Below are 19036 nucleotides of genomic sequence, written 5' to 3' on the forward strand. Positions count from 1 at the left end.
GATGGGAAACCCTGCTTCGCGCAGGCGGCTGGTAATCGCCAGGACCACTTCATCGTGGCCTCTTCCTTCGCAGGGCACGGCGACGTCGGCGTAATGGCGGTATAGGGGCTGGCGTTCGTCGTACAGGGTGCGCAGGGTCTGGTCCGACGCCATGACCACGCCCCGGGTGGGGAGGTTGTTGATGCGCCGTTCGAGCTGGTCGAATGGCAGGTCGAGATGCACGATGATGCCTGCGTCAGCAAGATGGTCCATGGCAGGTTCGCTATACACCACACTGCCGCCGGTCGCTATCACGTGGCCCCGGCAATCGAGCGTGAGGATGTATCGCTCCTCGAGCGTCAGGAAGATGTCGCGGCCGTGCCCGTCGAGAATGTCCTGCAGCCGGCGGCATTCCCGCGATTGGATGTAGAGGTCGGTATCGGTGAAGTCGCGCGACAGGGCCTTGGCGAGCAGCACGCCGACAGTGCTCTTACCCACCCCCGGCATGCCGATCAGCACGATGTTGTTGTCGCGTTCCGTCTCGCCGTCTCGCATATGGGGTACCTGCGCCCTGTGCGGCCCGCTCACACGGCGGGCAGCTGCATGTTGCGTTTCTTAAGATAGGTAATGATTTCCTTTGCGACGCCGTGCGAAGTGAGGGCGTCCTCGAAATCCTTCAGCCGGGCTCTGGCGGAGAGTGTGGCGAACGCTTTTCGAATCCTTGGCATGTCGGCTATGACCATCCGGCGGATGATATCCTCTCGCAGGTCCGCGGCGTTCTCGAGGGTTAAGGTCGTTTTCTGGATGAGGTTGTGGATGCGGCGCGCATCGCTTTCCGTAATGTCTTCTTCGCGGAGCTGGGCCTGGAGGTTCTGTCTGGAGGTCATGGCGAGACGGTGCAATTGGCGCGTCACTTCGAGGGCGCCCCTGAAATCCCCCTGGCGCATTTGGAGTTCGACCACGAGCGAGGAGATCTTGAGGCGGCTCTGTGGGTTCTCGAGCCGCAAGTCGTTCGCGAGCGCCCGGCGAAACTGCTCGAGGGCCTGGGTCAGGGCGTCCTGTTCGTTGAGGGGCGCCTCCTTCCACAATTGGGCCAAGCGCTCCATAAACACCGCATGGGGCAGAAAATGGGCGCGCCGCCGCGAGGGTGTGCCCGGTTCATTCGGTTTATTTGGGGATTGGGCCAAGATGGCGTCTTCGCGGGCATCGTGGAGCAATCCTGAAACGTCGCGGACTGCCAGGTCGCGCAGCTCCTGGAGGCCTTGGCCGAGTTGTTCGTAGGCCGACATGAGGGTTTCGATGCAGTATGGGTACGGATTATGCGGGGCCGCGGAGGCTGTACCGGACAGTTCGCGCGCCCTTTGATTGGCCAGGCGTTCGAGGGCGCGCCAATGCGCGTCGAACTGGCCGCAGGCTTTCTGCATGGCGTCGGCCGCTGCGAGCAGTTCCGGCGCGGCGCTTGTTTCTTCGCGGACAGCCGGTGCGTTTACGGCATCCGTACGGGGTTCATCGATGCCTTGGGGCAGCCCGTGCTGCTGTTCGCGGTACAGCCAGGCGAGACGCAGGTAGAGCCGCGCCAATTTGTAGGGATCCTGCAACTCCTTCTCGACCAGCGACTGGATCAAGATGGCCATGAAATGAAGGCGCAGGGCTACTTCGAAATCGATGTCTTCGTAATCTATGTGTTCGCCGACCAACTGGAGAAGCGTGTCTTTGGAAATCGCCTTGGTGAATGCCTTGACCGCCGCCATGCCCGATTCGGATTCAAACGGCTTGCCAAATTCCTCGGCCACGTCGGCGTAGAAGCATTGGGGGCAGAAATACAGGGCGTAGTAGAGGGGGTTCACGCGCTGCACGTCGCCGCTGGCCCATTTGTACCGTATGACGTGCTGGTCGGGCTCAGCTTCTTCCGCCAGGAAGACGCGCTGGCGGAAAAAGCGGTGCTCGGTCTTGGTGTGGCACGCCGGACAGGCGATAGCTTTGTGAACGAACGGCGACTGTTTAGATGGCATGATACATCCCGCTTCGACGACGTTTTGGACAATGTTGTGCCTGTGCCTCTGCGCGAGGCCGATTGCCGCTTAGCCTAACGCATAATCCTCGAAAAGGCCAATCCGGGGCGCCCGCGCCGGTAATCGCCGGCAGCGGCGGATGCCCCGCTCAGCCTCGTATAGCGTTGGACATTCGGCCGGCGTGGATCTGGCAGATGGCCAGAGCCAGGGCATCGGCGGCGTCGTCCGGGCGGGGCGGGGCATCGAGATTGAGCAGGCGCCTGACCATTTCCTGCACCTGCTGTTTCGTGGCCTTGCCGTATCCGACCACGGCGTTCTTGACCTCGAGGGGGGAAAACTCGCCTATGGGCCGGTGCGAATGGGCCGCGGCGAGGGCAATGACGCCGCGCGCCTCGGCTACCTTGAGACCCGTGGTCACGTTGCGGGCGAAATACAGCTTTTCGATGGCCACTGCGTCGGGGGCGTATTGCTCGAACAACGCGGTTGCCTCTTGATGGACAATACGGAGCCGCTCGGCGAAGTGCATGCCCGCGGGGGTAGTGATCGTGCCGTGGGCGATGTGTTTGAGGCGGCTCCCCTTACCCTCGACTACGCCGTAGCCGGTTGTCGCGGTGCCGGGGTCGAAGCCTAAGACGCGCATTACTCCTCGAGAGCCGCCGCCATGGCCTCGTCCGGAATATCGAAATTGGCAAAGACGTTCTGCACGTCGTCCTGATCCTCGAGGGCCTCCATGAGTTTCAGCACGGACGAAGCGGCGCTGCCTTCCACCCGAATGGTGGTTTTGGGGTGCATGGTGAGTTCGGCGCTCTTCGCGGGCAATCCCATCGCTTCGAGCGCGGCCGACACGGCGTGAAGGTCGTGGGGGTTGGTAGTGATGACAAACACGTCTTCGCTGTCGGTATCGACATCTTCCGCGCCCGCATCGATGGCCTTCTCGAAGATCTCCTCCTCGGTCATCTTGCCCCGGGCAACGGAGATGTTGCCTTTCTGCTCGAAATTCCACACGACGGAACCGTTCTCGGCCATCGAGCCGCCGTACCGGGTGAGCAAATGCCGGACCTCAGACACCGTCCGGTTCCTGTTGTCGGTGAGCACGTCGATGATCAAGGCGACTCCGCTGGGCCCGTAGCCCTCATAGCGGGCCTCCTCGTACACCACGCCTGGGAGTTCGCCCGTGCCCTTCTTGATAGCGCGGTCGATGTTGTCTTTGGGCATATTCTCGGCCCTTGCCGCCAACAGGACCGTACGCAGCCGCGGATTCGTGTCGGCATCGCCGCCGCCCGTCTTAGCCGCAACGCTGATTTCCTTCGCCAAACGGGAGAAGATCTTGCCGCGTTTAGCGTCCAGAGCGCCCTTCTTGCGCTTGATTGTGCTCCATTTGGAATGACCGGACATGTTCGGGTATCTCCAGTGCCCAATTGTGATCTCGGTTCTCCGCCAACGGACCAGTATAGCATTAGCACGCGTTTTCCTGCAATCGGGAGTTGGGCGGCTGCACCCCCTTCCGGGCGGTGGGCGCTTAGGCCGGTGGGCGCTCCTGCAAGCTGTTGGAGCGGCAATGGCCCGCTTTCGCGAACCGTGCGGGGGACTGTTGGTGAGTACCGATGCCCTGGGACGGCTGGGCCGATCGTACCATGCCTTCGTCCGGCCGCCCGCACCGCAAGCGCTGCCGCAGTATCGTTGGTCAAGCCCCCCCGGAAGGCCTGTGCCCACCATCCGGCCATTCCCGCCTGCCGTCAGGAGATTCCAGAAAAGCAATCACTTATGCTAGACTGACTTCGGTGGAAGCAGAGGGACACGGGTTTTCAGGCGCCTGCGGCGCGAGCGGGAGACTCTGACTATGCACGAGCACAAACATCATTCCGGATGCTGCGGTTGTTCATTGGGTCCCATTGAACGTCGGACATTTCTCACCGCTCTTGGGGCGACGGCCAGCGTGGCAGCGGTGACCGGGTGCGCCACGACTGGCGCGAGACCCAGCGTGATGGCTGGTCCGCGCCCGAAGCCGAGCCTGGAAAAGAAGGCTCTGGTAGTGCAGCCTGCGCTAGCCTATCACCTCTATAAACCCCGCGAGCAGACCAGTTGGCGGCCTTGGGGAGGATTTCACAGCGAGGCCGACATCAACGCCGAGGTGAATCGGATCGAAAAGGAACTGCAGGCCCTCTCGAGCAAGGCCGAGTTTCCCGTGACCTTCAAGCCCGTGGCTCATGTGCGCAACGAGGCCGAAGCGGCCGCGCTATGCGGCCAGCCGGCCGACGTCATGCTGATCTACGGCGCCAATTCCGGCGGCGAAACCATCGAGAAACTCATCTCGCCCGACCGGCATAACCTCGTGTTCGTGCGCCACAAGTCCGGTCCCGTGTACCTGTGGTACGAGACTACCCATTGCCGCCTGTTGCGCAAGACCGTCGACGAATACGGCCAGCCAGGCCTCGACCCTTCCGACGTGGTCGTGGACGAGTATGGCGACGTGCTCTGGCGGTTGCGTTCCCTTTATGCGCTCAACAACACGGTTGGGTCCCGCATTGTCTGCATCGGGGGGGCCAGCGGCTGGGGCGCCGGCGGCCAGAAAGCCCCGGAGCTCGCCGCAAACCTGTGGAAGATGGACCTGGTAAATGTGACGTATGAAGACTTGGGGGCGCGTCTCCAAGCCGCGCGGGCCGACGCCGAGCGCGTGCAACGATGCGAAGCGGAAGCCGCCGCATACCTCAAGACTCCCGGCACGCATCTGAAGACCGACGCGGGATTCGTCAGCCGCGCTTTTCTGTTGACGGAGGTGTTCGAGGACATCATGGCCGAGGCGAAAGCGCAGGCGATTACCGTGAACAGCTGCATGGGCACCATCATGCCCATATCCGAGACGACCGCCTGCCTGCCCCTGAGCCTTCTTAACGATGCGGGCGCGATGGCGTTCTGCGAATCGGATTTCGTGGTGATCCCATCGGGCGTGCTGCTTCACCACATCGCCTCGATGCCGGTGTTTCTCCAGGATCCGACCTATCCCCATCATGGCGTGATTACCCTTGCTCACTGCACCGCACCGCGCAAGATGGATGGCAAGAATCTCGAGGAAGCCTATATTCTGACCCATTTCGAGTCGGATTACGGCGCGGCGCCCAAGGTCAACATGCGCATTGGCGAGACGGTTACCGTCATCGATCCTGATTTCGAAGACCAGCGCTGGATCGGGTTCCGCGGCACGATTCAGGACAATCCGTTCCTCGATATCTGCCGGTCCCAGGTTGACGTGGCCATCGAGGGCGATTGCGACCGGCTCGCGCGCGACATGCGGGGGTTCCACTGGATGCTGTCTTACGGGGACCATCTCAAAGAGACCGGCTACGCGCTGCGCAAGGTCGGCATCGGCTGGTACAACCTCTCCGCCGACAAGACCATCGAGGCGTAGGCATTTCCAGAGAGGTCTCGCGGGGCGTGAACGCAGCGGCCGGGGAAGCACGCCGCCCGGTGCGGGCTGGTTGAGGCCCGGTCAGGCTGGCGGCCAGCACCTCAGCAATCACGGGGGCCGGAGGTCATATTGCCTCGAAAAGGGACCATGCAGGCGGGGCAGCGGCTGTGCGCAGACGAGTCACAGGTTTTCGGGGCAGTGATTCGCCGGCGTGAATTCTTTCGAATCGCTGGTTTCGCGGGGCTGGCGCTGGCCGGGCCGCGCTGGGCTTCCATGGCCGGTCCGGGCAAGGTTCCTTATCCGAACATCGTTTTCGTGCTGGCCGACGACATGGGTTATGGCGATCCCCGCTGTCAGAATGAGGCGTCGAAGGTCCCCACCCCCAACATAGATCGTCTTGCGCGCGAGGGAGTGCGTTTCACCGATGCCCACACGCCCTCGGCCGTCTGCACCCCGACACGTTACGGAGTGTTGACGGGCCGCTACTGCTGGCGGTCGCGCCTTACGAGCGGGGTCTTGGAAGGATACGACCCCGCGCTTATCGAGCCCGGGCGCACGACCGTGGCGTCCCTCTTGCACGAGCGGGGCTACCATACGGGGTGCATCGGCAAATGGCATCTTGGCCTGGGCACAGAAGACCCCACCGACTACACCAAACCTTTGCGGCCGGGTCCCCTGGAGGCCGGTTTCGACTATTTCTTCGGCATCGCCGCTTCGCTCGACATGCCCCCCTACTGCTATATCGAGAACGAGCGGCCAACCGTTGCGCCGACGGAAACCATCGCCCAATCCGAGCGTCCGGCCTACTGGCGCGAGGGCGCGATTGCTCCCGGATTCACCCACGAGGGCGTTCTTCCCGCTCTGACTGAGAAAGCCGCCGCGTACATCGAGCAACGGGCGTCCGAGGGCACACCGTTCTTCCTTTACTTCCCGCTCACGGCACCCCACACGCCCTGGGTGCCTATGGACGAGGTAAACGGCCGTAGCGGGGCAGGCGGTTACGGCGATTTCGTTGCGCAGGTCGACGATTCGCTTGGCCGGGTCCTCGATGCCCTTGACCGCGCGGGCGCCACGCAGGACACCCTTATCATTTTTACCAGCGACAACGGGTCGCACTGGACCCCTGCCTTCATCGAGGAGTGGGGGCACCGGGCCAACGGCGAATTGCGGGGCCAGAAGGCCGACATCTGGGAGGGCGGCCACCGCGTGCCGTTCATTGCCCGCTGGCCCGGCAAGACGGTTCCGGGCACGGTCTGCGCCGAAATCATCTGCCTGACCGACCTGCTTGCGACCTGCGCGGCCATCGTGGGCGCCGAGCTGCCCGAAGACGCGGGCGAAGACAGCTACAACATCCTGCCGGCCCTGTTGTCGGAGCCGCGCGAGAAGCCCCTCCGCGAGGCGACCGTTCATCACTCCATGAACGGAACGTTTGCCATACGGCGGGGCAAATGGAAACTTGTCCTGGGGTTGGGGTCCGGCGGGTTCAGCGCCCCCCGCACCGTCGAGCCGAAGGACGGCGAGCCGAAAGGGCAGTTGTACGATCTCGAGGCGGATATCGACGAATCCGAGAACCTCTGGGCCGAACATCCCGAGATTGTGGCGCAGCTTACCGCGCTTCTAGAACGATACCAGCGGGAAGGCCGCAGCCGGCCGCTCCAGGATTCAGCGCCGACACGAGTCTCCAGAATCGTCCTGCCGGATTCTCTGGCCTGAGCGCGCCGCCTTTGAGCCGGCCCGTGCCGTTTCATTCCATGGGATATTTCAGGCCCCATTTCGCGCGGACGCGGTCCATCGTGTCCATGATGGCAATGCTTTCGTCGAGGGGCATGATGGGGCTTTCGGTCTCGCCCGCATCCAGGCAGCGCATCACCTCGGAGACTTCGAAATGGAATCCGCGTCCTTCGACGAGGTCTTCCTCGAACGATTCCTTGCCGTCGCGGGCAAGCATGATGCGCGTGGGATTCCAGAACTTCGGGAAGAGCCGTATGTAGCCCTCGGCGCCGATCACCGTGGCTTCGTGGGGCGTCGTGGTGCGGATGCCGCTTTGGAGGGCGGCCAGCTGCCCGCCCTCGTAGCCGAAGATGATCGCGCACTGCTCGTCGACGCCGGTCTTACCGAGCTCCGCCATCGCCTCGACGCGGTGCGGCTCGCCGAGAAGCATCGACGCGAACGACACGGCGTACACGCCCACGTCGAGGAGGCTGCCGCCGCCAAACGCGGGGTCGAACAGCCGGCTCTCGGCCTCATACTCCGCGCGGAACCCGAAATCCGCCGTTACCATGCGAACTTCGCCGATAGCGCCGTCAGCGGCCAATTGGCGCACGCGCCGCATCAGGGGGAAGAAGCGGGACCACATGGCTTCCATGAGAAACAGTCCCTGCTCCCGCGCCTTCGCGGCCATGGTCTCCGCCTCGTTGCGGTTGATGGCGAACGGCTTTTCGCACAACACCGCTTTCCCGCATTCAAGGCAGAGGATCGTGTTGTCTTTGTGACACGAGTGGGGCGTGGCCACGTAGATGACATCCACACCCGGATCGTCCGCGAGTGCTTCGTACGTTCCATGGCAGCGGGGAATACCGAACTCGTCGCCGAACGCGTCCGCCGCCTCCTGCGTGCGCGAGCCCACGGCAGCGAGTTCCGCCCCGTCCGCGTACCTCAGATCGCCCGCGAACTGGTGGGCAATCGATCCCGTCCCCAGAATGCCCCAACGAATGGTGTCGCTCATGGCATCTTACCTTTACGTTCTTGCGTATAGTCCCTGATGATAGCGAAACGATAGCAAGTGTCGTTAGGTAAAGCCAATTGGATGGGGCCACGGGCGTGCGCACATCCCGCGGCATTGGCTTTTTCGCGTGTTGGAGACCTTCGGTCGTGAAGGTGGCGTGGTCAGGAAACCACGCCACAGCGGGGACGACCATGCCACAGCGGGGGCAGGAAGGGCAGGAAGGGCGGGAAGGGTGTGAACGTGAGAAGGGCGAGAAGGGATTGGAAAACGCGCCACAGCGGGGGCTCAACGTGGTTGGGGCTCGATGGCCGCTTGCGGGGGGGCCGATCCTTTGTTTAGTATGGCGGGCGCGGAATTCATTGTGCGCGAAATCCCAGGCGAGATACGAGTTTTGGAGGCCTTCATGCAGGATTCCCGCCGAATCGTCACGGTCAACCGAGGTGTTGTGGCATTGGTTCTGGTTCTGCCCGCGGTCTTGTTTGCGGCAGGATGCGGAGGCCCGGCCCAACAGTCCGGCCAGGCCGCTAACCTTGCGGGCGGCGACGCCACGTCCGCCGCGGCTCCGGATACCGGCGGCGAGCCGGCGTTTGGCGACTGGCTCATCACCCGGATGAGCGCCGAGACCGAAAACCTCAACCCGTATACCAGTTCGGACGCTTATGCGTCGCGTATCAACGAATTCATATTCGAGAGTCTGCTGGAACGCGATAACCGGACTCTCGACATGATCCCCGAGCTGGCCGAAACCTGGGAGATCTCCGAGGACAAACTGACCTACACCTTCACGTTGTATGAGGGAACCAGGTTTTCTGACGGCCAGCCGCTGACGACCGAGGACGTCAAGTTCAGCTTCGATACGATCATGAATCCGAAGGTCGATGCGCCGCACCTGCGTAACTACTACAAAGATGTCACCGCATGCGAGATCGTCGATGCGCGCACGGTCCGATTCCTGTGTTCCAAACCGTATTTCCGTCATATCGTCATGCTCGGAAGCCTCGAGATTCTTCCCAAGCATGTGTACGGCGCCGGCGACTTCAACACTCACCCGAACAACCGGAATCCGATTGGCTCCGGCCCGTATATCCTTGAGAAATGGGATCCCGGCCAGCAGATCGTGCTTGCCGAGAATCCCGGGTATTGGGGCAAACGGCCCTACATCAGCAAGCGGATCTTCAAGATAATCCTGTCTGACGGCCCTGCGCTGCAGGCGCTCACGGCGGGTCAGCTGGACTCGATGGGCCTCACGTCCGAGCAATGGGTGCGCCAGACCAATTCCGAGCGTTTTACCGGGCAGTTCAACAAATTCTCCTTCTACCAGCCGTATTACAACTACATTGGCTGGAACAGCCGCCGGCCCCAGTTCAGCGACAAGATGGTCCGCCGTGCACTTACGATGCTGCTCAACCGCGAGGATATCCGCGACAAGATCTTCCACGGCCTGGCGATCATCGTGACGGGGACTTCTTTCGTCGACACCCCGGAATACAAAAAAGAGATCAAACCGTGGCCGTACGATCCCGAGCAGGCAAAGAAGCTCTTGACCGAGGCCGGATGGACCGATTCCGACAGCGACGGCGTGCGCGACAAGGATGGGACCGCGTTCCGGTTCGAATTGATCATCAAGAACGACAGCCCCGAGATGGAGCAGATCGGCACGATATTCCAGAACGAGCTCAAGCGGGCGGGTATCGGAATGTCGCTGCGCCCCCTCGAATGGGCGACGTTTCTCCAGCAGATCGATGCGCGGAAATACGATGCGTGCATACTGGGCTGGTCCATGCCTCCTGACATCGATCCTTACCAGGTTTGGCACTCGACCATGGCCGAGGGCACGGGTTCGAATTTCGTCGGGTTCAGCAATGCGGAGGCGGACCAGATTATGGAGACCGCCCGGCAGACGTTCGACCGCGAGGAGCGCATCAAGCTCTACCACCGGCTCCACGAGATCCTGCACGAGGAACAGCCGTACACCTTTCTGTTCTGCAATAAATCGCTTCTTGCCGTGGACAAACGGTTCCACGGGATCGTGATGTACCCGTTCGGTCCCGACTCGCGGGAGTGGTGGGTTCCGGAGGAACTGCAGCGGTATCCATAACCCGATTGGTAGTCCGTGAAAGCCTATCTCATACGACGATTGCTTCTGGTGATACCGACTTTTCTCGGCATCAGCATGATCTCGTTCGCCGTCATCCAACTGGCGCCGGGAAGTCCGATTTACATGAAATTGCGCACGGCCGAGCAGGGCATTTCCACCGATGCGAATACCCCGGAAATCCTGCGGCAGACGAAGGAGCTCTACGGCCTGGATAAGCCTCTCTACGTCCAATACATCAAGTGGCTTGGCCGCCTCGTGACCCTGGATTTCGGGGAGTCGTTCAAAGACCACCGCCCCGTGCGCGACAAGATTCTGGAAGCCCTGCCAATCACGCTTCAACTCAATATCATCTCGATTTTCCTCGTGTACCTCATCTCCATCCCGATAGGGGTGTATTCCTCGACGCACCAGCGCACCTGGTCCGATACGATCATCACGGTCGTGTTGTTCGTGTTGTACAGCATGCCCAGCTTCTGGGTGGCGATGCTGCTCATCTACTTCTTCGGGGGCGGCGAATGGTTCAACTGGTTCCCGGTCAATGGCATGAACTCGATCGGGGCGGAGACCTTCTCGTGGCTGCATTGGCTGGCGGACCGCGCGTGGCATCTCATACTTCCCGTGTTCTGCCTGACCTACGGGGGATTGGCGGGGCTCTCGCGCTACGCCCGCGCCGGCATGGTCGAAGTGATCCGGCAGGACTACATACGCACGGCGCGCGCTTATGGTTTTTCCGAGAAAATCGTGGTCTTCAAATATGCCATGCGCAATTCGCTTATCCCTATCATCACGCTGCTCGGCACGCTGCTTCCCGCCCTGCTGGGCGGGAGCGTGATTATTGAAAGCATCTTTTCCATTCCCGGCATGGGGTTCCGGGGTTTCGACGCCCTGTTATCGCGGGATTACCCGATGATTATGGGCCTGCTGGCAGTATCGGCGTTCCTGACCCTGATCGGGCTGTTGCTGTCCGACATCATGTATGCGATTGCGGACCCGCGCATCAAATTCGAGAAACCGGACTGACGGGACGCCATGAGCGATTCGACAACAAAGAAACAGAGTTACTGGCGGCTGGTATGGCAGCAGTTCCGCAAGAACTGGCTCGCCATACTGGGCCTGGCGGTCATTCTCCTGTTGTTCGCCGTGGCCATCCTGGCCCCGTTTCTGGCCCATTCGCGCCCGATCTACCTCGTGAAGGACGGGCGGACCTACTGGTTCACCAACCTTATCGAGTATCCCGAACTCGTCGAGATTGATTTCCGCACGTGGACCCCCGGCGAGGGCGAACGGGCCGTGCGGCCGCCGGTCCCCTTCGGCCCGCTCGACGACAACATGAACGTACGGCTCGAGCCGCCAGTCTGGGCGGCCGGTTCGCAAAGCGACACTATGGAAGAGGATGCCGGGGAGATCCCGCCTCGGGCGCACTGGCTGGGCACGGACGACCGCGGCCGCGACGTTCTCAGCCGCCTGATTTGGGGCACACGGATCTCGATGAGCATCGGGTTCGTCGCTGTGGGCATCTCGGCAATCATCGGGGTCATCTTTGGCGCGCTGGCAGGGTATTACGGCGGCAAGGTCGACATGGTCATCCTGCGCATCATCGAGATCGTGATGTGCTTTCCCAGTTTCTTCCTGATCCTTACCCTGATGGCCTTCCTTCCGCCGAGTATCTGGAACATCATGGTAGCTATCGGCCTGCTCGGCTGGACGGGGATCGCCCGGCTGGTGCGCGGCGAATTCCTGCGGCTGCGCGAGAGCGATTTCGCGACGGCCGCGCGCGCCACAGGTCTCCACGACTGGTGGATCATCTTCCGCCATCTGCTCCCGAACGCGCTGGCGCCCGTGTGGGTGTCGGCCACGTTCGGCGTGGCGGGCGCCATCCTGACCGAGTCGGGCCTTAGTTTTCTGGGGTTTGGGGTGCCGCCGCCCGCGGCAAGCTGGGGCGAGGTGCTGAAACAGTCACAGACCTACATCACCCACGCGTGGTGGCTGGTGACCTTCCCGGGCGCGGCCATCTTCATTACGGTAACGTCTTTCAACCTTGTAGGCGAGGGGTTGCGCGACGCGATGGACCCGCGCCTGCGGCAATAACAGAGCAAAGGAGACTCCGATGCGTATTGAACATGTGGCGTTGAACATCCATAAACCGGCCGAAGTCGTCGCGTGGCTGTGCAAGAACCTCGGCATGCGCATTCTGCGCCAATTCGGCGAGCCGCCCGACGCCTTCTTCGTTGCCGATTCCGAAGGGCATACCGTGCTGGAGATCTACGAGAATCCGCGCGCGGAAATCCCGGATTACGCGGCCATGAAAGCGCAGACGCTGCATGTGGCATTCCTGGCTGATGACGTGGCGGCGGTGCGCAAACGTTTGGTGGCCGCGGGGGCTACGCCCGAGGGCGACGTGGTCAAGACGCCGGATGGCGACGAGCTCGCCATGGTGCGCGGTCCGGGCGGCCTGGCCATCCAGCTCATGAAACGCAGCAACCCGCTCGTCTAGCGGGATAGTGAACCGATTGCGAGACATGGACACGGCACTGAGCATACGCAACCTCAAGACCTACTTCTTCACCGACGCCGGGGTCGCGAAGGCGGTGGACGGCGTGTCGCTCGATATTCCGAAGGGCAAGACGGTGGCGCTGGTTGGGGAGAGCGGTTGCGGGAAGAGCGTGACCGCCTTGTCCGTATTGCGCCTGGTGCCCGCGCCGCCCGGCCGCATTGTGGGGGGCGAGATTCATTTCGGCGGGCGCAACCTGCTCGAGTTGCCGGAGCGCGAGATGCGCGAGGTGCGCGGCAACGGCATTTCGATGGTGTTTCAGGAGCCCATGACGGCGCTCAACCCGGTGTTCCGCGTAGGAGGACAGATCGCCGCGGCGATTCGCGTTCACCGCGACGTGTCTGGAAAAGAGGCCATGGACCAGGCCGTGGAATTGCTCGACCGGGTCGGCATTCCCGATCCTGCGCAACGGGTCCGGGAGTACCCGCACCAGATGTCGGGCGGCATGCGCCAGCGCGCCATGATTGCCATGGCCCTCGCGTGCGGCCCTGAACTGCTGATTGCCGACGAGCCTACGACCGCCCTGGACGTGACGATCCAGGCGCAAATCCTTGACTTGTTGAAACAACTCCAGGCCGAACATCACATGGCCATCCTGCTGATCACCCACGACCTGGGCATTGTCGCCGAGACTGCCGACGAGGTGTCCATCATGTACGCGGGGAAGATTGTCGAGCAGGCGCCGGTCCGCGACTTGTTCGACAATCCCCGGCATCCGTACACGCTGGGGCTTTTCAAGAGTCTGCCGCGTCTGGACGAGCCCCGGGGACATCTGCGCACGATCGAGGGCCGCGTCCCCGCCGCAACGCATTTCCCGGCGGGCTGCCGGTTCCATCCGCGCTGCAGTTACGCCATGGACGTCTGCCGGGAGCAGGAACCTCGTCTCGACATCGGCACGGCCGGCCACGGTGTAGCGTGCTGGCTCCACGACGAAGCCGTCATGCGCCGGCAGGGCCGGCCCGCGGGCATTCCCGAGAACGAGGAGGCCGCCCGATGACCCAGGACGCCAACGAGCAACATCTCCTTGTGGTAGACGGGCTGGTGAAACACTTCCCCGTGCGGGGCGGCGTGTTCTCGCGTGTCCTGGGCATGGTTCGTGCGGTTGACGGGGTGAGCTTTTCGATCCCGAGAGGAAAGACCCTGAGCCTGGTCGGGGAGAGCGGCAGCGGCAAGACCACCGCGGGCCGCAGCATCCTGCGCCTCATCGAGCCGTCCGCGGGACGGGTGCTGTTCAACGGGGTTGATCTCACGAAGCTTGACCGGCGCGAGATGCGGCGGTACCGCAAGGCCATGCAGATCATCTTCCAGGACCCCTACGGCTCGCTGAATCCGCGCATGACCGTCTACAACGTGCTGTCCGAAATTCTCGCCACGCACGGGCTTGTGCCACGGGCGCAACGGCGCCCGCGCGTTTACGAAATCCTCGAGCTGGTCGGCCTGCCGCCCGAGAGCGCCGACCGGTACCCGCACGAATTCAGCGGCGGCCAGCGCCAGCGCATCGGCATTGCCCGCGCGCTCGCGGTGGAACCCGATCTCATCGTTGCCGACGAGCCCATCTCGGCGCTCGACGTGTCGATCCAGGCGCAGATCCTCAATCTCCTGCGCGATTTGCAGGAGCGGCTCGGCTTGACATACCTGTTCATCGCCCACGACCTCAGCGTGGTCCGGCACATTTCCGATTACGTCGCCGTCATGTACCTGGGCCGGATTGTTGAGCGGGGGACCGTGGACGATATATTCGAGCGGCCGGTGCATCCGTACACCAAGGCGCTTCTGGCCGCGGCGCCAGTGCCCAACCCGAGGCTCGAACGCGGTCGCAAACCTCTCGCCGGCGACGTGCCCTCGCCTGTCAATCCGCCGCCGGGATGCCACTTTCATCCGCGGTGCCCGGACGCCATACCGGCGTGCCGCGAGACCGAACAGTATCTTGTCGAGTCCGCGCCGGGTCATTGCGCGGCCTGCAACGTCCACGCCCCGCAAGATAAGGGTGGCGCGGCACCCCGCCCGGCTGGTTGTTCGGGGAACGATCGGCTAGACTAGGGCGCGCATGGCGTCTGAAGGCATCCGACACGGGGTACACGGTGCGTGCTCTTGGGAGCCACAGGTCTTCATAGCGTGATAAGGTAGTCGAAGGTCCCTCAAAAGTACAGAAGACCGAGACCTTCGAGCACAATAGGGCGTGGCAGGAGACCGCGCCACAGCAGAGAGGGGATTCATGGTGTTTACAGCAATTCTGGTTTCGCTAATCGGCTTGTCGGGCGTTCCGGAGGCCCCGGTAGCCGCGTGGGAATTCAACTCGCCCGAGGAGGTTCAGCCCTGGCGGGCCAATGGTCACATGACCAACGTGGCGGCCGAGAACGGCATCCTCGCGTGCGACACGGTCGACTGGGACCCGTTCTATACCTATTCCGAAGCGCAGCTCGAGGCCACGCCGTGGCAATTCGTGGTGATTCGCATCAAGGCCAGCCAGGCAGGGGAGGGTCAACTATTCTGGACCCCCGACATGGAAGGGCAGTATGCGGGGTTCAGCCCTTCGAAAGTTACCAGTTTCAAGGTGGAACAGCCGGATGCCTGGCAGGAGGTGGTCATTCTTCCCTTCTGGCACACCGAGGGCACGATCCGCCAACTCCGGCTCGACCTGTATGAAGGCGCGCATTTCGAGGTGGACTGGCTGCGCGTTTACGACTGGGGAAAAGGCGTTGCGCCGGCTGCGGACACCTGCCGGTGGGAGTTTGACGACGGCGGCGAAGCCTGGCGTCTGTGGCCCGGAAACGGCGCGCTCGTTTCCCCGCCACTCCAGCTGGACGTGGCGGCGAAGGGGTGGGTGTCCCTGGCACTCAAAGCCAGGACCGCCACGACCGCCTCGCTGTTCTGGGCCAATTCACGCGATTTCGGGCGCGATGCGCAGACGTTCGAGGTGGCCGCGTCCGAGGATTTTCGTGTCTATGACGTGGAATTGCAGGGGGAATCCTCCTGGCGCGACGCGGTCGTCGCGCTGGGCCTTCAATCCGCGCTCGATGCGGGCCTTGCCGTCAAATCCATCGAGATATCCGAGCGGCCTCAGGGACCCGCGGACATCCGCGTGCTCCATTTCGGGTTCGAGAACGGCGTGAATCGCGCCGGGCGGGACTGCCTCATTGCCGCCAACTTCCTGAACGAAGGCGGCACAACGTCGGTACCTCTCGAAGCGCGTCTGGTAGTGCCGGATGACGTGACCCTTGTCAAGGGCGACGCGGTTCAGACGGTCCCTCCGCTCGCGTTTCGGCAGCGGGCCACGTTGTCCTGGACGGTCCGCGCATCCGCTCCCGGCACGCCTCAGCTCAGCCTCGATTTCCCTGACGGCGGGCCGATAGCGGATCGGACCGCCGTGCTCGAATTTCTTGCGCCGATGCCCGTGCAACCGGCCGAATACGTCCCCGAACCGAAGCCGGTGAAGACGGGTATCGACGTGTTTGCGTACTACTTCCCGGGCTGGGGGGCGGACGTGAAGTGGGACCCCATCCGCTTCGTCGACCCCATCCGTAAACCGCTGCTGGGCTACTACGACGAAGGCAAGCCGGAGGTTGTCGACTGGCAGATCAAGTGGGCTGTCGAAAACGGCATCAAAGGTTTTCTTGTTGACTGGTACTGGGTGGCCGGCAACCAGCATCTCACGCACTGGTTCGAGGCGTATCGCCAAGCCCGCCATCGCGACCGTCTCCAAGTCGCCATCATGTGGGCGAACCACAACCCGCCCAACACCCATTCGGCTGAAGACTGGCGCAACGTGACCCGGGAATGGCTTGACAAATATTTCAATTTGCCCGGGTATTACCGGATCAACGGCAAACCGGCGGTGTTTATCTGGGCGCCCGACAATATCCGGAATGACCTTGGCGGCACCGAATCCGTGCTCACATCGTTTGAAGAATCGCAGCAGATGGCCCGCGACGCCGGTTACGAGGGCATCACCTACGTCGCGATGGGCTACAATCTTTCGAGAGACCGGTCCGACCTTCTCGCGAAAGAAGGCTACAGCGGGTTCTCCACGTATCACGAGTGGGGCGACGCGGTAAAACGGTCTACGGTGCCGCAGCGGGCCCAATACAGCGACGTGGCCGATACCACCCGCGACGCGTGGGACGCGCACGAGGCTATTGCGGGGCCCTTGACGTACTACCCGGTGGCGGACACGGGCTGGGATTCGCGGCCGTGGCATGGTTCCCGCTCACTGGCTATTCTCGGGAGGACTCCGGATCTCTTTGAACGTATTCTCCGCAATATCAAGACATGGGCCGAAGCCCATGACCGCGGCATGATAATCCTCGGGCCGCTCAACGAATGGGGTGAAGGAAGCTACATCGAACCGAACACCGAGTTCGATTTCAAGATGTACGAGGCGATACGCCGCGTATTCGCCGTAGACGACCCCGCTGCCTGGCCGGTCAACATCGGCCCGGCCGACGCCGGGCTTGGCCCGTACGATTTTCCGCCCCAGGTCATGCGCTCCGCGTGGGACTTCTCCGACGGCCCCCAGGGTTGGGCAAATATGATGGGCTTGTCGGAGTTCGTTGCACGGGACGGCATGCTGCACTTTACGACCAATTCGGCCGACCCGGCCATCCAGAGTCAGGCCGTCCGTCTGCCGGCAGCCGAATATCCCCGTATGATAATCACCATGCAGGTGACCGGCGCTTCGCCCGGGGAGATGGCAGCGCAGCTGTTCTGGTCCGATACGGGCGCCGCCATTGTCGAGGCGACGAGTTTGCGTTTTCGGCTTCAAAACGACGGCGCCATGCATACTTACACGTTGAATCTCAGCGAGCACCCCCGTTGGCGCGGCGAGATCACATCGTTGCGCTTCGACCCCTGCGACATCCCGAACGTGGCGGTGACGATAGACGAGATCCGTTTCGAGAAATAGACGCACGCAGGTGCGCTGGCGCGGCATGGCGTAACGGAGGGCCGGCTTTCCGGTCTGGCAGGCCCGCGCATCGTTGTAGGCGCCCGATTGTGGAGACCTTCGACTGCAAGAATGCCGAGCTGGCGCCGGGCGATGCCAGGCCGACCACGCCGCGTCAGCGGACACCCGCCAGGATGCGTTCGTAGACCGCTTTGACAGCGGCTGCCTGGGCCTCGAGTGAATAGTGGGTGACGGCGGTCTCGCGGGCCGCCATTCCCATCCCGTGGGCGAGCCGCCGGTCGCCCGCCAGTCGGTCCAGGGCGCGGAACAATGCTTCCCCGGAACCGTCGCAGACGATACCATCGAGGTCGTGGTTCACAATCTCGCGCAGCATGCCCCGATTGGCGACCACCGCGGGTTTGCGCATGGCCATACATTCGCGCACGGCCCGGCATGTGCCGTCGCTGCCGGGCGTCAGATAGACCTTTACGTCGAACGCCTTCAACATGCCCACGTAGTTCTCGCCCTCGAGATAGCCCGGGAAATGGACACGGTCCTCGAGGCCGAGGCGACGCACCGGTTCCCGGCCCACCTGCTCCTGCCTGGTGCCGCGGCCCACGACAATCACGTGCACGTTTGGGCGTCTCGCGGCGAGCATCCGTATCGCCTCGAAGAAATCCTCGTAGTGCCGGTGGGTCTGCATGCGGGCCACAATACCCACCACGAACGCGCCGGGGGGGATACTGAGCCAACGGCGGCCGTCCGGCACCTCGCGCGCGGGATCGAACCGTTCGATGTCGACCGCGCCCGGCACGATTGTCTGCCTCGACGGTTCGAGTCCGTGGACCCTTGTGTCGTGTTCCGCGGCGATGCGGGACGGTTCGAACACGTGGCCGGCGCCAGCGAGCAAACGGGTATTGGCCCCGCTTGCGGGAAACCCGCTGCCGTGATAACTCGAGCGCACGAGCGGCACGCCCAGTTTCCTCGCGGCGCCTGCGGCAATCCGGTGATCGTTGTCGAGGTGGCAGTGGATGAGGTCATAGGGATGGGCGCGGAGGAAGCGCGCCAGGCGCGCGCGATCGAGCAGGTTCGAGACGGGATTGAGGTGCTTGCTCAAACTGAACGACAGGATGGGCTCGATGCCGCGGTCGCGCGCGGTTTCGGCTACTTTGTTAATCGATTTGCCCGCGTCCGGGGAACAGGCGAAATCGGCCGCCACCCCGAGCCGCCTCAACGCCACACAGAGGTTGAGCGCCGGCTCCGCCGGGCCGGTCCATTTCGAGTTGCTGAGAAGGTGAAGGACGTTCATGCGGCGCCTGGCCCGCCCGGGACGGTTTCCCGGGCGTCAGACCTCCTCAAAATGGCGGCGGCCGGACCGCCGCC

At 62.9% G+C, this 19036-nt stretch carries 15 protein-coding genes; 9 read left to right on the forward strand and 6 right to left on the reverse strand.

Going from position 1 to position 19036, the window contains the following annotated elements:
* From PLJ71_11640 to PLJ71_11655, 4 genes are all read right to left on the reverse strand, one after another.
* On the reverse strand, positions 1-534 hold a 534-nt coding region (locus PLJ71_11640; protein ID HQM49328.1), incomplete at its 3' end, for a shikimate kinase.
* A gap of 29 nt (positions 535-563) precedes the next feature.
* Positions 564-1991, reverse strand: coding sequence for a DUF2225 domain-containing protein (locus tag PLJ71_11645; GenBank protein HQM49329.1), 1428 nt, complete (start codon positions 1989-1991; stop codon positions 564-566).
* Between the two features lie 148 nt (positions 1992-2139).
* Positions 2140-2631 carry a crossover junction endodeoxyribonuclease RuvC gene (gene ruvC / locus PLJ71_11650; protein ID HQM49330.1) on the reverse strand — a complete coding sequence of 164 codons (492 nt, stop codon included), beginning with the start codon at positions 2629-2631 and terminating at the stop codon, positions 2140-2142.
* Complete coding sequence (locus PLJ71_11655; GenBank protein HQM49331.1) at positions 2631-3386, reverse strand: YebC/PmpR family DNA-binding transcriptional regulator; 756 nt, start codon at positions 3384-3386, stop codon at positions 2631-2633. Before PLJ71_11655 ends, ruvC begins: the two co-directional genes overlap by 1 nt.
* A gap of 637 nt (positions 3387-4023) precedes the next feature.
* Here PLJ71_11655 and PLJ71_11660 point away from each other — a divergent pair.
* Positions 4024-5397: a sugar isomerase gene (locus PLJ71_11660; GenBank protein HQM49332.1), complete on the forward strand. Its 1374-nt coding sequence runs from the start codon at positions 4024-4026 to the stop codon at positions 5395-5397.
* Between the two features lie 129 nt (positions 5398-5526).
* Positions 5527-7110, forward strand: a complete 1584-nt coding sequence (locus PLJ71_11665) for an arylsulfatase (protein HQM49333.1) — start codon at positions 5527-5529, stop codon at positions 7108-7110.
* Between the two features lie 31 nt (positions 7111-7141).
* On the opposite strand, the gene PLJ71_11670 is transcribed toward PLJ71_11665, so the two are convergent.
* A complete protein-coding gene (locus PLJ71_11670) occupies positions 7142-8122 on the reverse strand; it encodes a Gfo/Idh/MocA family oxidoreductase (protein HQM49334.1) in 981 nt (326 codons plus the stop codon).
* Between the two features lie 340 nt (positions 8123-8462).
* Between PLJ71_11670 and PLJ71_11675 the strand changes: the two genes are divergently transcribed.
* From PLJ71_11675 to PLJ71_11705, 7 genes are all read left to right on the forward strand, one after another.
* Positions 8463-10220 carry a peptide-binding protein gene (locus PLJ71_11675; GenBank protein ID HQM49335.1) on the forward strand — a complete coding sequence of 586 codons (1758 nt, stop codon included), beginning with the start codon at positions 8463-8465 and terminating at the stop codon, positions 10218-10220.
* A gap of 15 nt (positions 10221-10235) precedes the next feature.
* Positions 10236-11240 carry an ABC transporter permease gene (locus tag PLJ71_11680; GenBank protein ID HQM49336.1) on the forward strand — a complete coding sequence of 335 codons (1005 nt, stop codon included), beginning with the start codon at positions 10236-10238 and terminating at the stop codon, positions 11238-11240.
* Between the two features lie 9 nt (positions 11241-11249).
* Complete coding sequence (locus tag PLJ71_11685; protein HQM49337.1) at positions 11250-12308, forward strand: ABC transporter permease; 1059 nt, start codon at positions 11250-11252, stop codon at positions 12306-12308.
* A gap of 19 nt (positions 12309-12327) precedes the next feature.
* Entirely contained in the window at positions 12328-12714 is a 387-nt protein-coding gene (locus PLJ71_11690) for a VOC family protein (GenBank protein HQM49338.1), read from the forward strand.
* Positions 12715-12739: 25 nt separating this feature from the next.
* Positions 12740-13768, forward strand: coding sequence for an ABC transporter ATP-binding protein (locus tag PLJ71_11695; protein ID HQM49339.1), 1029 nt, complete (start codon positions 12740-12742; stop codon positions 13766-13768).
* Positions 13765-14811 (forward strand): dipeptide ABC transporter ATP-binding protein, encoded by a 1047-nt coding sequence (locus PLJ71_11700; GenBank protein HQM49340.1) that lies wholly within the window; start codon positions 13765-13767, stop codon positions 14809-14811. The genes PLJ71_11695 and PLJ71_11700 overlap by 4 nt, the downstream gene beginning before the upstream one ends.
* A 175-nt stretch (positions 14812-14986) precedes the next feature.
* Positions 14987-17674: a glycoside hydrolase family 99-like domain-containing protein gene (locus PLJ71_11705; GenBank protein HQM49341.1), complete on the forward strand. Its 2688-nt coding sequence runs from the start codon at positions 14987-14989 to the stop codon at positions 17672-17674.
* Positions 17675-17828: 154 nt separating this feature from the next.
* Here the strand turns inward: PLJ71_11705 and PLJ71_11710 are convergent, their stop codons facing one another.
* Positions 17829-18962 carry a glycosyltransferase family 4 protein gene (locus tag PLJ71_11710; protein HQM49342.1) on the reverse strand — a complete coding sequence of 378 codons (1134 nt, stop codon included), beginning with the start codon at positions 18960-18962 and terminating at the stop codon, positions 17829-17831.
* Positions 18963-19036: the final 74 nt, after the last annotated feature.

The sequence above is a fragment of the Candidatus Hydrogenedentota bacterium genome (assembly GCA_035416745.1).
Lineage (GTDB): Bacteria > Hydrogenedentota > Hydrogenedentia > Hydrogenedentales > SLHB01 > UBA2224.

Coding starts and splice junctions, on each gene's coding strand:
- ruvC (HQM49330.1), bottom strand. CDS start 2,631: ATGCGCGTCTTAGGCTTCGACCCCGGCACCGCGACAACCGGCTACGGC.
- PLJ71_11700 (HQM49340.1), top strand. CDS start 13,765: ATGACCCAGGACGCCAACGAGCAACATCTCCTTGTGGTAGACGGGCTG.
- PLJ71_11670 (HQM49334.1), bottom strand. CDS start 8,122: ATGAGCGACACCATTCGTTGGGGCATTCTGGGGACGGGATCGATTGCC.
- PLJ71_11695 (HQM49339.1), top strand. CDS start 12,740: ATGGACACGGCACTGAGCATACGCAACCTCAAGACCTACTTCTTCACC.
- PLJ71_11675 (HQM49335.1), top strand. CDS start 8,463: ATGGCGGGCGCGGAATTCATTGTGCGCGAAATCCCAGGCGAGATACGA.
- PLJ71_11655 (HQM49331.1), bottom strand. CDS start 3,386: ATGTCCGGTCATTCCAAATGGAGCACAATCAAGCGCAAGAAGGGCGCT.
- PLJ71_11710 (HQM49342.1), bottom strand. CDS start 18,962: ATGAACGTCCTTCACCTTCTCAGCAACTCGAAATGGACCGGCCCGGCG.
- PLJ71_11705 (HQM49341.1), top strand. CDS start 14,987: ATGGTGTTTACAGCAATTCTGGTTTCGCTAATCGGCTTGTCGGGCGTT.
- PLJ71_11690 (HQM49338.1), top strand. CDS start 12,328: ATGCGTATTGAACATGTGGCGTTGAACATCCATAAACCGGCCGAAGTC.
- PLJ71_11685 (HQM49337.1), top strand. CDS start 11,250: ATGAGCGATTCGACAACAAAGAAACAGAGTTACTGGCGGCTGGTATGG.
- PLJ71_11645 (HQM49329.1), bottom strand. CDS start 1,991: ATGCCATCTAAACAGTCGCCGTTCGTTCACAAAGCTATCGCCTGTCCG.